Origin of the sequence: Streptomyces sp. NPDC048483 (assembly GCF_040651455.1) — a bacterium.
Classification (GTDB): Bacteria; Actinomycetota; Actinomycetes; order Streptomycetales; family Streptomycetaceae; genus Streptomyces.
Window position 1 is genome coordinate 1 of the sequence record NZ_JBEZJZ010000169.1, and the last position, 12,682, is coordinate 12,682.

Sequence of the window (12,682 nt, forward strand, 5' to 3'; positions counted from 1 at the left end):
TGTGGCATATGCCACACCACCCCTCGATGTTTCGCGGCCCATCCTCGTCCCGACCACCGGAGGAATGGTGGATTACCTTGTGGAGAAAGGCGGAACGTCTTGCTCCATCCGCCACTCGCAGGAAAAAAGAGCGTCTAGGGCGGGTCTCCACAGAATAATTTCCACAGACTCCCCTTGAGTGGGCGATCCTTTGCTGGTTACGGTGTGCAGACAAGACGATCTACCGCCGGAGGGCAGTCATGACGGAAATTCTTTCGCCTGTGGGTGTCCCAGGGGGTGCCATGGCCGCAGAGCGTGTGGTCGAGCACCCGGCGTGGCCCGTGCTCAAGGGGGCGGTCGAGGCCATCCGTCCGTGGCAGTCCAAGGACGGCTCCATCGACCTGGCGGCGGAGGGCGCGCCGTCCGCGGGCGCCGTACGCGCCGAGGTCGACCGCGTCATAGCGGCCGTCCAGGAGCTCACCCCGCTCCTGCCGCACGACGCCGCCTACCACCAGGCGCTCGTCGCCGATCTGCGCCGCTGGGCCGACAGCGGCTTCGGCGTGCCGGACTTCCTGGACGCGCTGCTCGCCTTCCAGCCCGCGCGGCAGCGCGCCGACGGCCTCCAGCACCTCGTGCTGTTCCCCATGTACACGCAGAACGGCAACCCGGACCGTAACTTCGAGGCCGTCGTACTGCGCATGGTCTGGCCCGACTGGCTCGCCGAGCTGGAGCGCACCCGCTACGACAACGCCCTCTTCTGCGGCATCACCTTCGAGGACTTCACGGCCGGCTACGACACCAACTCCGCCGTGCTCTTCCCGGAGACCATCGCGGTGCGCGAGGCCCCCGAGCGCTTCAGCTGGGGCGGCATCTTCTGCGACCGCGAGGCCGCCCGCTTCCGCCGGGTCACCGAGGCCGCCATCGAGACGCTCGGCCTCGAAATCCCCGCGGACATCCGCGAGATGCTCGGCGACCAGCAGCGCTGCCAGGAAGCCTTCGTCCTGTGGGACATGGTGCACGACCGCACCCACAGCCACGGTGACCTGCCGTTCGACCCCTTCATGATCAAGCAGCGACAGCCGTTCTGGATGTACGGCCTGGAGGAGCTGCGCTGCGACCTCACCGCCTTCAAGGAGGCCGTGAAGCTGGAGTCCGAGGGCTACCGCCAGGCGCGTGATGTGCAGTTCGCGGTGATCTTCGACCGGATGTTCCGGTTCCCCGTCACCGGCGACCGGGTGCGCAATTATGACGGCCTCGGCGGCCAGCTGCTCTTCGCCTACCTGCACCAGCACGACGTCGTACGCTGGACGGACAACACACTCCACATCGACTGGGAGCGGGCGCCCAAGGTCACCAACGAGCTGTGCGGCGAGATCGAAAAGCTCTACCGCGACGGCATCGACCGGCCCAAGCTGGTCCACTGGTTCGCCGCGTACGACCTCGTCTCGACCTACCTCGCACCGCACCCGGGCTCGGTCTGGGCCAAGGGCCCCGACGCCCTCGACCTGGACCAGCCGCCGCGCAAGCTCGTGGACGATGTGCTGCCGGACGAGTTCCCGCTGAGCATGTTCTACGAGGCGTTGCGCAAGAAGCTGCGTACGGTGATTGCGTCCACCAAGGGCATCACGGCCGACAGTGACGCACTGGCGGCGGCGTGAAGAGTGGCGTGCAGGGCGATGTGAACAGCGGCGTGCGGACCGAACGGAACACCACCAGGCGGACGGCCGTCCAGGGGCAGGACGAGGAGGCGACGGAGATGGGTACTTCGACGGGCGGCCAGGGGCCGCTGGAGGGCGCGGTCATCGCGGTGGCGGGAGCGGGCGGACCCGCCGGCCGGGCCGCCCTGCTGCGGCTCGCCGAGGCGGGCGCGAAGGTCATCGGCTCCGACTCGGACCCCGAGCGCCTGGCGCAGGCCGTCGACGCGGCCCGTTACGCCCACGGCGGCGCCACGGTGATAGGGGACACCGTCGACCTCCTCAACCCCGACGAGACCCGCGAATGGGCGGACCGTACGGAGAAGGAGTTCGGCCGGATCGACGGCCTGGTCCACCTTGTGGGCGGCTGGCGCGGTTCGTCGACCTTCGCCGAGACCAGCCTCGCGGACTGGGACATCCTGCACAAGCTGCTGATCCGTACCGTCCAGCACACCTCGCTCGCCTTCCACGACGCCCTCGAGCGCAGCGGCAACGGCCGTTTCCTGCTCATCAGCGCGGCCGGCGCATCCAAGCCCACCGCGGGCAACGCCGCCTACGCCGCCTCCAAGGCCGCCGCGGAGGCCTGGACGCTCGCGATGGCGGACGGCTACCGCAAGTCCGGGGGTGAGCAGGGCCTGCGCGCCGCGGCTGCCATCCTGGTCGTGAAGGCGCTCGTCAACGACCAGATGCGCGCCGAGCGACCGAACGCCAAGTTCGCGGGCTTCACGGACGTCACGGAGCTGGCCGAGGCCATCGCCGGGGTCTGGAGCCGGCCCGCCCAGGAAGTGAATGGACAGCGTCTGTGGCTGACCCCCGAGCCGTGAGCCAGGCCGTGACCGAAGCGGTGACCGAAGCCGTCAGCGAGGCGGTGAGCCGGGCCGTGCCGGCGGCTGTGCAGCGGGCCGTGAGCGAAGCGGTGAGCGCGACGGAAGGCCGGGCGACGAACCCGGCCGCCGGTGCCGGCACGACCGACGCCCGGCAGCACCACGACACCCAGGTACGCGGCTTCGCCAGTGACAACTACGCGGGCGCCCACCCGGAGATCCTCGCCGCGCTCGCCCTCGCCAACGGCGGCCATCAGGTCGCCTACGGCGAGGACGACTACACCGCGCACCTCCAGCGCGTCATCCGGAGCCACTTCGGGCAGCGCGCCGAGGCGTTCCCGGTGTTCAACGGCACCGGTGCCAACGTCGTCGCCCTCCAGGCCGTCACCGACCGCTGGGGCGCGGTGATCGCCGCCGACACCGCGCACATCCACGTCGACGAGTGCGGCGCACCCGAGCGGGTCGGCGGGCTCAAGCTGCTCACCGTACCGACCGAGGACGGCAAGCTCACCCCCGAGCTGATCGACCGGCAGGCGTTCGGATGGGACGACGAGCACCGCGCCATGCCACAGGTCGTCTCCCTCGCCCAGAGCACCGAACTCGGCACGGTCTACACGCCCGACGAGATCCGGGCGATCTGCGAACACGCCCATGAACGCGGCATGCTGGTGCACCTGGACGGCGCGCGGATAGCCAACGCCGCGGCGACGCTGGACGTCCCGATGCGGGCGTTCACCAACGCCGTCGGCGTCGACATCCTCTCCTACGGGGGCACCAAGAACGGCGCCGTCTTCGGCGAGGCGGTGATCGTCCTCAACCCCGACGCCGTACGGGCCATGAAGCATCTGCGCAAGCTGTCCATGCAGCTGGCCTCGAAGATGCGCTTTGTCTCCGTCCAGTTCGAGGCCCTGCTGGCCAAGGACCTGTGGCTGCGCAACGCCCGGCACGCCAACACCATGGCGCAGCGGCTGGCGGCCGGGGTGCGTGAGATCGACGGCGTCGAGATCCTCTACCCGGTGCAGTCCAACGCGGTCTTCGCCCGCCTCCCGCACGACGTCAGCGAACGGCTGCAGAAGCGGTACCGCTTCTATTTCTGGGACGAAGCGGCCGGCGATGTGCGGTGGATGTGCTCGTTCGACACGGCCGAGGAGGACGTGGACGGGTTCCTTGAGGCGCTCCGGGAGGAGATGGGGCGGTAGTCCTTTCTCTGCGCTTTGCCTGGGCCCCACGTTGTCGGCCTTCCCGCCGTGGTGGTGTCCCGCCGTTGCTCTCCCACGGCTGCGAAGCCGACAACGTGGGAAGCCGGTCAAGTACAGCAAACTGGACCGACAGGTACGGTTTGCTGAACCATACTGGGTCGTGCTCCAATGCCTCCAGGCGGCGGCCGCCCGGCCGCCTTCACCGGCCGGTCCCCACCGAACTCTGAGGCGGCACCCCGATGACCCGTCCCCTGCACATTTCCGGCGAGGTACAAGCCCTCGCCCCCGGCTTCGGCTACCTGGCCGTCGAGGCGCACGGTCTGACCAACGGGCCCAGCGATGAGGCCGGTTCGGCCCTGCTGGACGAGGCCGGCCGCCGCCTGGCCGTGCGCCTCGATGGCCGGGCGCCGCAGGACGATCCGCATATTGCCGCCTGGCGCGCCGCGTACACCGCCTTCGGCTGCAAGCCCTCGCGGACCCGTAACTCGGCCGAGGCGCTGGCCCGGCGTGCCCTCGCGGACGGCGGGCTGCCCCGTATCAACCGCCTGGTCGACGTCTACAACGCGATCAGCGTCGGTCACCTCATCCCCGTCGGCGGCGAGGACCTGGACCGTATCCAGGGCGGCATGCGGCTCGTGCGGGCCACCGGCGACGAGCCGTTCGCGACCGCGGCGGGCGGCGCGGAGGTCATCGAGCACCCCGAGGCCGGTGAGGTGGTGTGGTGCGATGACGAGGGTGTCACCTGCCGCCGCTGGAACTGGCGGCAGGGCGTGCGCACCCGTCTCACCGAGGACTCGGTCAGCGCCCTGTTCCTGCTGGAGCGGATGGCCCCGATGACGCTCGACGACCTGACGACGGCGGGCGCCGAGCTGGCCGAGGCGCTGCAGAAGGCCTGTCCGCAGGCGCGTATCGAGATCGGTGACGTCTGGTCGCAGTGACGCGGGCCGGGGGCGGGCCGACGCGCGGCCGGCCCCCGATCGGTCCCCGGTCAGCCGCCGAAGGCGAACGCTTTCGGCGGCAGCATCGCCCGGGGATCCTCGCCCCCGACCCACAGCCCGACCAGCAGCGCCGTCATCGCCTCGACCAGCCCGGCCCGCTCCAGCCCGCCGGCCGCGACCGGCTCGCAGCCCAGGTCCCGCACCAGTGCGCCGACGGTCGCCAGCGCGTCCGGATCGTCACCGCACAGTGGCACCGCCAGCGGCTCGCCGTCGAAGGCCGGCGGCCGCATCCGCCAGACGTCCTCATGGCAGTGGTGGAAGGCCTTGACGACCCGGGCGCCGGTCGCGATCCGCGCGATCCGCTCCGCCATCGACACCCCGTCGCGGTGCTCGAGCCGGAAGCCCTCCACGATCGCGTTGGTGCAGTCGATCAGCACCCTGCCGCCCAGCGCCTCCGGACCGGCCGCCGCCAGTACCTCGGGCACCGCGGGATGGCTGACGGCCAGCAGCACCGCCTCTCCGAACCCCGCGGCCTCGGACCAACTGCCCGTGCGCGCCGTCGGCCCCAGCCGCGCCGCGAGCGCCGCGGCCCTGTCGGCGCTGCGTCCGCCGACCATCAGCTCGTGCCCGGCCCGCGCCCACTGTGTGCCCAGGGCGTCCGCCATCCCGCCCGTACCAAGAATCCCGATCCGCATCCCGTACTCCCCGTTGTCGGACGTGGGATGACCGTAGGGATTCCGACAGGCACCGAATGGTGCCTCACCACCGGCAATACTGGGCGACCATGACCGACGAACCCGGCCACGACGGATCCGCTCACCGCGCGCCGCCCGACGCCTTCCTCGCCGACTGCCGTGCCCGGCTCGCCTTCGACCTGATCGGCAACACCTGGAACGCTGTGGTCGTCTGGGCGCTGCGCGAAGGGCCGCACAGGCCCGGCGAGTTGCGCGGCCGGATCGGCGGGATCAGCGCCAAGGTCCTCACCGAGACGCTGCGCCGGCTGGAATATCACGGGCTGGTCGTGCGGCACTCCTACCGGGAGGCGCCGCCGCGCGTGGAGTACGAGCTGACCGGGCTGGGCCGCAGCCTGCTGGAGCCGATCGATGTGTTCGGGCGGTGGGGGTTCCGGCACGGGGACGAGGTCATGGCGTCCCAGGAGCGCGCGGACGGCGGCTCCTGGGACGTCTGACGTCCGGCCGGCGGACGTCAGACGTTTGGACGGGGTTACGCGCCGCGCGCCGCCGGGGCCGTACCGCCCAGGTGCGCCGGGATCCACCAGGTGTCCTCGGGGCCCTTGGGGCGTACGGGGTAGGCGCGCTGGGCCGCCTCCAGGAGATCCTGCACGCGGGACCGCAGCCGGTCGGTGATCTTCTCGGCCGGTTCGGCGGGGTCGGCCTCCACCGGCTCGCCCACCCGGATCGTGATCGGGAAGTGGTTACGGCCCAGATCGCGCTTGTGGCCCTTGGTCCACAGCCGCTGGGTGCCCCACAGAGCCAGCGGCACCAGCGGCACCCCGGCCTCCTGCGCCAGCCGCGCCGCGCCCGACTTGAAGTTCTTGAGGGTGAACGACTCGGAGATCGTCGCCTCGGGGAAGACACCGATGATTTCCCCGGAACGCAGGGCGCTCAGCGCGTGCTTGTAGGCGTGCATGCCCTGTGCGCGGTCCACCGGTATGTGCTTCATCGCGCGCATCAGCGGGCCGGACACCTTGTGCCGGAAGACCGACTCCTTCGCCATGAAGCGCACCAGCCGCTTGGCGGGCCGCGCCGCCAGACCGGCGAAGACGAAGTCGAGATACCCGATGTGATTGCTCACCAGCACCGCACCGCCGCGGCGCGGAATGTTCTCCGCCCCCGAGATGTCGAACTTGAGGTCGAGCGCCTTGAATACGGTGCGGGCGGCACCGACCACCGGCGGATAGACGAGCTCGGCCATTTCGGGGGACCCCTTCTCTGTGCCTGGGGAGGGGTCCCCCGGCGAAGACTGTGTTCCGAACACTTTGTACAGCTGAAGTTACGCATCCGTAAGTGTGCGGCTCCGGGAGATCGTGCCCGATCACGGCCGTGGCGGCCAGCGCGTCGGCCGCCGTGGCCGGGAGATTCTCGTCACGTGGTGACCGGAAGGGACCGGTTCGTCCGGCCTTTCAGCCGGCCGCCCGCCCGGCTGTCCGCCGCAGGAGGAGGTACATCTCGCAGCCCAGGCAGTACCCGAAGACGGCATTCAGGAACGCCGCGGCGAGCGCGCAGCCGGTGGCCGCGAGGCCCAGCCACTGCGGCCCCAGGAAGTAGCCGGTCAGACCCACCACGGCGAAGAAGAGGCCGACGCTCTGCGCGAAGCGCGGCGGGGCGGCGTCCTCGAACTCGGACGGCGGGGACAAACGCGGGCGTACCGTCACCTTGAACAGCCAGGCGTAGGGCGAGCGCTGGACGCCCGCCGCGGCCCCGATGGCGAAGACCAGCGCCTGGAAGGCCAGCAGCCGGCCGCTCTCGGTGATCAGTACGGTGGCCAGGACGACGGTGGTGAGCGCCGCGCCGAACCGCGGACCCCGTACATCGAGCGTGGCGGGGGAAGGCTTGTCGAGGGGCATGGCTCCACCATCCCGCAGATCGGCCCCGGCCCGATACGTATCCGGTCCCGGGAATGATTGCGGTCTCGTGAATGCTGAGGAGGGGGATGACGGGACTCTTGGTGTGCATCGCGGTGCTCGCGGCGGCGAGCGCCTTCGGCGTGTGGCACCAACGGCGCAATGGGAGGCTGACGGTGCGAGGGCGGGACGACGGGGAGCGGCTGGGTGCCGCCGAGATCGGCGCGGAGCTGGGGGAGCGGGCCACCCTCGTGCAGTTCTCCAGTGCCTTCTGCCAGCCCTGCCGTGCCACCCGGCGCACCCTCGCGGAGGTTGCGGACATCGTGGACGGGGTGGCGCATGTGGAGATCGACGCCGAGGCCCATCTGGACCTCGTACGGAGCCTGAACATCCTGCGCACGCCCACCGTGCTGGTGCTGGACGCCCGCGGCGCGATCGTGCGCCGCGCCGCGGGCCAGCCCCGTAAGGCCGACGTCATAGCCGCCCTGGGCGCGGCCGTCCGTGATTGATCTCCCAGATGCCGGGCGCCACTTGACGGTGCGCCCCGAGCATCGTCAGTCTGACGTAATGCGGCCAGGAACCCTTCTGTACGGACGCGCGCACGTGGACCTTCTGCGGACCGCCAGCGCGCGCTGTCCGAGCGTGTGAGCAGCGACGACACCACTGCTGCCGGCAGCCGCGCCGCTGTCGGCGGCCCTGCCTCGGCTCGTACACGACATCAGAAGGACAACTCCATGACGGTCTCGCCCGACCTCGGCACGCCCCGTATCGCCACCCCCGACCTGCTGCGCTCCGTCTTCCGGCAGCATGCCGCCGGCGTCGCGGTGATCACCGCGCACGGCTCCCGCCCCGTCGGTTTCACCGCCACCTCCCTCACCTCCGTCGCCGCCGAGCCCCCGCTGCTCTCGTTCGGCATCGGCACCGGCGCCTCCAGCTGGCCCGCCGTCGCCGAGGCCGAGCACATCGGCGTCCACATACTCGGCGAGCACCAGCAGGAGCTCGCCGCCACGTTCGCGCGCAGTGGCGCGGATCGCTTCGGCCCGGCCACCTCCTGGCGTACCGGCCCCGAGGGTGTGCCCCTCCTGGACGGCGTGCTGGCCTGGCTGGTGTGCAGGGTCGTCGCCAGGGTCCCGGCCGGTGACCACCGCATCGTGCTCGCCCAGCCCGTCGTCGGCGACCCCGCCGGACCCGGCCGGCCGCTCCTCTATCACCAGGGTCGCTTCAACGCGCTGCGGGACTGACAGGTTCCCGCGCGGCGTCGTCTTCACCCGGTCGGGGCCGTTGGCAAGGTCACATGTCAACGGCCTTGATTCGGGGCACAAGACTGTATGTACTGGCGAGTAATATGAGGGTCGGCGCGGGGATCACCATCCGGCCCGGAGCCGCCCCAACAGGCGCCTATGCTGCCAGCACAAGGCAGTTCTGAAGAGACGAAGCAGGTAGGAGAGCCGGCGTGAGCTTGAGGATCGTTGTCTGTGTGAAGTACGTGCCCGACGCCACCGGCGACCGGCACTTCGCCGAGGACCTGACCGTCGACCGCGACGACGTGGACGGTCTGCTCTCGGAGCTCGACGAGTACGCCGTCGAGCAGGCCCTGCAGATCAAGGAAGCCGCCGACGACGCGGAGATCACGGTCCTGACCGTCGGCCCCGAGGACGCCAACGACGCCCTGCGCAAGGCGCTGTCGATGGGCGCCGACAAGGCCGTCCACGTCGAGGACGACGACCTGCACGGCACCGACGCGCTGGGCACCTCGCTCGTGCTCGCCAAGGCCATCGAGCACACCGGCTACGACCTGGTCGTCTGCGGTATGGCCTCCACCGACGGCACGATGGGTGTGCTGCCCGCGCTGCTCGCCGAGCGGCTGAACGTCCCGCAGGTGACCCAGCTCTCCGAGGTCTCCGTGGCCGACGGCAAGGTGACCGGCCGCCGCGACGGCGACACCGCCAGCGAGGAGCTGGAGGCCGCGCTGCCGGCCGTCATCTCCGTCACCGACCAGTCGGGCGAGGCGCGTTACCCCTCCTTCAAGGGCATCATGGCGGCCAAGAAGAAGCCGGTGGAGTCCCTGGACCTGGACGACCTGGAGATCGAGGCGGACGAGGTCGGCCTCGAGGGTTCCTGGACGAAGGTTGAGGACGCGGCCGAGCGTCCGGCCCGTACGGCGGGCACGATCGTCAAGGACGAGGGCGAGGGCGGCAAGCAGCTGGCCGAGTTCCTCGCGGGCCAGAAGTTCATCTAAGGCCCGCTCTCCTCTCAACCGCCCTCATTCTTCCCGCAGGAGTCATCCCATGGCTGAAGTTCTTGTCTACGTCGACCACGTGGACGGTGCCGTCCGCAAGCCCACCCTCGAGCTGCTGACCCTCGCCCGCCGCATCGGCGAGCCGGTGGCCGTCCACCTCGGTGCGAACGCCGAGGGGGCCGCGAAGGTCCTGGCCGAGCACGGTGCGGTCAAGGTACTGGCCGCCGACGCGCCCGAGTTCGCCGAGTACCTCGTCGCCCCCAAGGTCGACGCGCTGCAGGCCGCCTACGACGCGGTCTCCCCGGCCGCCGTGCTGCTGCCGTCCTCCGCGGAGGGCAAGGAGATCGCGGCCCGCCTCGCGGTCCGTATCGGCTCCGGCATCATCACCGACGCCGTCGACCTCGAGGCCGGCGACGAGGGCCCGGTGGCCACCCAGTCCGTCTTCGCGGCGTCGTTCACCACCAAGTCCCGCATCACCAAGGGCACCCCGGTCATCACCGTCAAGCCCAACTCCGCCGCCCCGGAGTCCGCCCCGGCCGCCGGTGCGGTCGAGCAGCTCGCGGTGACCGTCGCCGACTCCTCCAAGGGCACCAAGATCGTCTCGCGCACCCCGCGCGAGTCGACCGGTCGCCCGGAGCTGACCGAGGCCGCGATCGTGGTCTCCGGTGGCCGCGGCGTCAACGGCGCCGAGAACTTCCCGGTCATCGAGGCGCTCGCCGACTCGCTCGGCGCGGCCGTCGGCGCCTCGCGTGCCGCGGTCGACGCCGGCTGGTACCCGCACACCAACCAGGTCGGCCAGACCGGTAAGTCGGTCTCGCCGCAGCTGTACATCGCGGCGGGCATCTCCGGCGCGATCCAGCACCGCGCCGGTATGCAGACCTCGAAGACCATCGTCGCGATCAACAAGGACGCCGAGGCGCCGATCTTCGACCTGGTCGACTACGGCGTGGTCGGCGACCTGTTCGACGTCGTCCCGGCGCTCACCGAAGCGGTCAAGACCCGCAAGGGCTGAGACGGTTGGGCTCGCCGGAGCCCTTCGACAAGCGCCCGAGGCCCCGTACGCGGCGTGCGTACGGGGCCTCGGGCGTTGCGCGGGCCCGGGGCGGCTAGTCGCCCGTCGCGCCGTCGATCCGCTCGCGCAGCAGATCCGCGTGGCCGTTGTGGCGTGCGTACTCCTCGATCATGTGGACGTAGATCCAGCGCAGGTTCAGCGTGCCCTCGCGGTGCTCGAAAGTCTCGTCCAGCCCGCGGTCCCGGACCGTCGCGTCGGCGGCATCGACCTCGGCGCGGAACGTCGCGAAGTCCGTCTGTGCCCCCGCCGGCTCGGCGTCGTCGAAGTCGGCGTCGAAGTTCCGCTCGAGGTCGTAGAGGTCCTCGAGCGCTTCGCCCGCGAAGCGCTCACGGAACCAGCTGCGCTCGACCAGGGCCATGTGGCGCACCAGGCCGAGCAGGGTGAGGGTGGAGGGCGGGGCGCTCGTCCGGACGAGCTGGTCCGGGGTGAGCCCGGCGCACTTGGCGAGCAGGGTGTCGCGGTGGAAGTCGAGCCAGCCCTGAAGCATCTCGCGCTCGCCGGCCGCGGCGGGGAATTCCCGGCGCTTGATCTGTGGTGCGGTCCAAGTCATGGGGTGAGTCTGGCGGGGGCGGGACCGTTCTGCCACGGAGTTATGGAGTTATGGGGTGCGGGTACGGCCCGTGACGCGCGTCGCCTCGGGCCGGGGGGTGTTGACCTCGCTAAACCGACACAGTTAACTTCACTATACGGATTGTTGATTCCGTTACGCGGAATTACAGCGGACGTGGAGAACGCCCGACCGTCGGGCGTGAGCACCAGGAGGGTGTCGAATGGGGCAGCAGGAGACCGTGGCGACGAGCCTTGCGGACACCGTACGCGAGGGAATCGGCGCCTCTCTCGCCGCGGTGGACGCCGACCTGGCGCGGCGCTACCCGGGCGACCCCGGCACCCGCCAGCCGGTCCACACGGTCTACGTCCCCGGCGATGCCTTCGCCGCCGACACCATCCGTTCCTGGGGCGACCAGGCACTCGCCGCCCTCGATGAGCACGCCCCCGACGCCGCCGCGCTCGCCGCCGTCCTCGGCATCTCCGACGAGCTCGCCGGGCCGGTTTACGACCGTGTCCGCGCCAAGCTGGAGCGCGAGCCCATCGAGGACCTGCGGATCGACTTCGAGGACGGCTACGGCGTCCGCACGGACGCCGAGGAGGACGCGGCCGCCGCCCGCGCCGCGGTCCTCGTCGCCGCCGCCTACCAGGACGGCACCGCGGCCCCGTACATGGGCATCCGGATGAAGTGCATGGAGGCCGCCGTCCGCGACCGCGGCATCCGCACCCTCGACATCTTCCTCACCGGTCTGATGGAGGCCGGCGGCCTGCCCGACGGCCTGGTGCTGACCCTCCCCAAGGTGACCTACACCGAGCAGGTCACCGCCATGGTCCGGCTGCTGGAGGCCTTCGAGAAGGTCCGCGGCCTGGAAAGCGGCCGGATCGGCTTCGAGATCCAGGTGGAGACCACCCAGTCGATCCTGGGCCCCGACGGCCGCGCCACCGTCGCCCGCATGATCGAGGCCGCCAAGGGCCGCGCCACCTCCCTGCACTACGGCACCTACGACTACAGCGCCTCCTGCGGCATCAGCGCCGCCCACCAGTCGCTGGACCACCCCGCCGCCGACTTCGCCAAGACCGTGATGCAGGTGGCTGCCGCGGGTACCGGCGTGCGTCTCTCCGACGGCTCGACGAACATCCTGCCGGTAGGTCCGACGTCCCAGGTCCACGACGTCTGGCGGCTGCACCACGGGCTCGTCCGCCGCTCGCTGGCCCGCGCGTACTACCAGGGCTGGGACATGCACCCCGGCCACCTCCCGACCCGATACGCCGCGGTCTACGCCTTCTACCGCGAGGGCCTGGAGCAGGCCGCGGCCCGGCTCGCGGCGTACGTTGCCAAGGCCGGCGGCGATGTCGCGGACGAGCCCGCCACCGCCAAGGCCCTCAGTGGCTACCTGCTGCGCGGCCTGGACTGCGGCGCCGTCGATGCCGCCGAGGTCGCCCGGCTGACCGGTCTGACCCGCGCCGACCTGGATGGCCTCGCCGGTCGCTGATTCGCTGCGCCTGCTTGAGCCTCCCACGCTGTCGGCCGTCCCGCCGTAGGGGTTGTTCGCCGTTGCTCCCCCACTGCCTGAAGGGCGTGGGAGGTACCCCCAGCGGCGGGCGTG

The 12,682-nt window shown here is 70.9% G+C and carries 14 protein-coding genes; 10 read left to right on the forward strand and 4 right to left on the reverse strand.

The features are described 5' to 3' along the window. Positions 1-239: 239 nt before the first annotated feature. From AB0D04_RS40450 to AB0D04_RS40465, 4 genes are all read left to right on the forward strand, one after another. The gene (locus tag AB0D04_RS40450; protein WP_362712403.1) at positions 240-1,637 is read left to right on the forward strand and encodes a DUF6421 family protein; all 1,398 of its coding nucleotides are present in this window, start codon (positions 240-242) and stop codon (positions 1,635-1,637) included. A 98-nt stretch (positions 1,638-1,735) separates the two neighbouring features. Continuing rightward, on the forward strand, positions 1,736-2,497 hold the full coding sequence (locus tag AB0D04_RS40455) for an SDR family NAD(P)-dependent oxidoreductase (RefSeq protein ID WP_362712404.1): 762 nt from the start codon (positions 1,736-1,738) through the stop codon (positions 2,495-2,497). Between the two features lie 92 nt (positions 2,498-2,589). Continuing rightward, positions 2,590-3,696 carry a low specificity L-threonine aldolase gene (locus AB0D04_RS40460; RefSeq protein WP_362712416.1) on the forward strand — a complete coding sequence of 369 codons (1,107 nt, stop codon included), beginning with the start codon at positions 2,590-2,592 and terminating at the stop codon, positions 3,694-3,696. A 239-nt stretch (positions 3,697-3,935) separates the two neighbouring features. After that, positions 3,936-4,634, forward strand: a complete 699-nt coding sequence (locus AB0D04_RS40465) for a phenylalanine--tRNA ligase beta subunit-related protein (RefSeq protein WP_362712405.1) — start codon at positions 3,936-3,938, stop codon at positions 4,632-4,634. 50 nt (positions 4,635-4,684) lie between these two features. On the opposite strand, the gene AB0D04_RS40470 is transcribed toward AB0D04_RS40465, so the two are convergent. Further along, positions 4,685-5,329, reverse strand: a complete 645-nt coding sequence (locus AB0D04_RS40470) for an NAD(P)-binding domain-containing protein (RefSeq protein ID WP_362712406.1) — start codon at positions 5,327-5,329, stop codon at positions 4,685-4,687. Between the two features lie 89 nt (positions 5,330-5,418). Here AB0D04_RS40470 and AB0D04_RS40475 point away from each other — a divergent pair, with 89 nt between their 5' ends. Then, positions 5,419-5,823: a helix-turn-helix domain-containing protein gene (locus tag AB0D04_RS40475; RefSeq protein ID WP_362712407.1), complete on the forward strand. Its 405-nt coding sequence runs from the start codon at positions 5,419-5,421 to the stop codon at positions 5,821-5,823. A gap of 35 nt (positions 5,824-5,858) precedes the next feature. Here AB0D04_RS40475 and AB0D04_RS40480 read toward each other — a convergent pair whose 3' ends face one another. Beyond that, positions 5,859-6,569: a lysophospholipid acyltransferase family protein gene (locus AB0D04_RS40480; RefSeq protein WP_362712408.1), complete on the reverse strand. Its 711-nt coding sequence runs from the start codon at positions 6,567-6,569 to the stop codon at positions 5,859-5,861. A 208-nt stretch (positions 6,570-6,777) separates the two neighbouring features. Continuing rightward, positions 6,778-7,221, reverse strand: coding sequence for a DUF4395 domain-containing protein (locus AB0D04_RS40485; RefSeq protein ID WP_362712409.1), 444 nt, complete (start codon positions 7,219-7,221; stop codon positions 6,778-6,780). Between the two features lie 86 nt (positions 7,222-7,307). On the opposite strand from AB0D04_RS40485, the gene AB0D04_RS40490 reads away from it, so the two are divergent. The 4 genes from AB0D04_RS40490 (at position 7,308) to AB0D04_RS40505 (ending at position 10,469) form a co-directional block, all read left to right on the forward strand. Continuing rightward, positions 7,308-7,727 carry a thioredoxin family protein gene (locus tag AB0D04_RS40490; RefSeq protein WP_362712410.1) on the forward strand — a complete coding sequence of 140 codons (420 nt, stop codon included), beginning with the start codon at positions 7,308-7,310 and terminating at the stop codon, positions 7,725-7,727. 225 nt (positions 7,728-7,952) lie between these two features. Next, positions 7,953-8,459, forward strand: a complete 507-nt coding sequence (locus AB0D04_RS40495) for a flavin reductase family protein (RefSeq protein ID WP_362712411.1) — start codon at positions 7,953-7,955, stop codon at positions 8,457-8,459. 212 nt (positions 8,460-8,671) lie between these two features. Further along, on the forward strand, positions 8,672-9,457 hold the full coding sequence (locus tag AB0D04_RS40500) for an electron transfer flavoprotein subunit beta/FixA family protein (RefSeq protein ID WP_362712412.1): 786 nt from the start codon (positions 8,672-8,674) through the stop codon (positions 9,455-9,457). A gap of 49 nt (positions 9,458-9,506) precedes the next feature. Then, a complete protein-coding gene (locus AB0D04_RS40505; protein WP_362712413.1) occupies positions 9,507-10,469 on the forward strand; it encodes an electron transfer flavoprotein subunit alpha/FixB family protein in 963 nt (320 codons plus the stop codon). Positions 10,470-10,563: 94 nt separating this feature from the next. Here the strand turns inward: AB0D04_RS40505 and AB0D04_RS40510 are convergent, their stop codons facing one another. Continuing rightward, positions 10,564-11,079, reverse strand: coding sequence for a DinB family protein (locus AB0D04_RS40510; protein WP_362712414.1), 516 nt, complete (start codon positions 11,077-11,079; stop codon positions 10,564-10,566). Between the two features lie 220 nt (positions 11,080-11,299). Here AB0D04_RS40510 and AB0D04_RS40515 point away from each other — a divergent pair, with 220 nt between their 5' ends. Next, a complete protein-coding gene (locus AB0D04_RS40515) occupies positions 11,300-12,568 on the forward strand; it encodes an aldolase (RefSeq protein ID WP_362712415.1) in 1,269 nt (422 codons plus the stop codon). The last annotated feature ends 114 nt before the right edge of the window (positions 12,569-12,682 follow it).